The 759-nt window shown below is 57.4% G+C and carries 1 protein-coding gene; it reads right to left on the bottom strand.

What is annotated here, in order from left to right; genetic code table 11:
* Nucleotides 1-47 precede the first annotated feature (47 nt).
* Nucleotides 48-749, bottom strand: coding sequence for an IS6 family transposase (locus tag CKW40_RS42365; protein WP_095205400.1), 702 nt, complete (start codon nucleotides 747-749; stop codon nucleotides 48-50).
* Nucleotides 750-759: the final 10 nt, after the last annotated feature.

A 759-nucleotide genomic window follows, 5' to 3' on the forward strand; every position in this document is an offset into this window, starting at 1 on the left:
TCGCCTTAACTTGGGTTGGGCACGGGATGCCCCCCGATGTTGCCTCTTCACGCGGCTGTCGACAAAGCGATTTGCCTCCAGACCGCCATAGCGGCGGCTCGAATGTCGCGGTGATCGGCGGCTATCAGATGTTTCCGGTGAAGATTGAAGAGGTTGCCGATCGGGCCATGGATGGAAACGAAGCGCTGGCATTGTCGTGCCGACTTGAACCGGATCATACCTCGTTCTCGCCGTCGAACTGCCAGATGAGAATTCTCCGCTCGGTTATTCAGCCCCTTATGCGATCGATGCTCGACACCTGGCATGATTTCCCTTTTGGCCGCATCGTAGGATCTGAGTTTGTCGGTGATCATGACGCGCGGCGTGATGCCTTGCCCTTTCAGCAGCTTTCGCATCAGCTTCAAGGCCGCCTTCTTGTTCCGGCGGCTCTGGATCAGAGCATCGAGAACATAGCCATCGGCATCGACGGCCCGCCACAGCCAGAATTTCTTGCCCTTGATAGCAACGACCATTTCGTCGAGATGCCACTTGTCGGCAAAACTACCCCTGGACCGCCGCCGGATGGAGCGGGCATATCCGCGGCCGAACTTGGCAGCCCATTCCGCGACAGTCTGGAACGAGACTTCGATGCCGCGCTCGGCCAGAAGATCTTCCACATGACGCAGGCTCAGTGGAAATCGGAAGTAGAGCCACACCGCATGCGCTATGATCTCGGCAGGAAAACGATGACGCTTGTATCGGAGCGTCATAATATCGGTG

Source organism: Mesorhizobium carmichaelinearum (assembly GCF_900199455.1).
Lineage (GTDB): Bacteria > Pseudomonadota > Alphaproteobacteria > Rhizobiales > Rhizobiaceae > Mesorhizobium > Mesorhizobium carmichaelinearum.

Coding starts and splice junctions, on each gene's coding strand:
- CKW40_RS42365 (WP_095205400.1), bottom strand. CDS start 749: ATGACGCTCCGATACAAGCGTCATCGTTTTCCTGCCGAGATCATAGCG.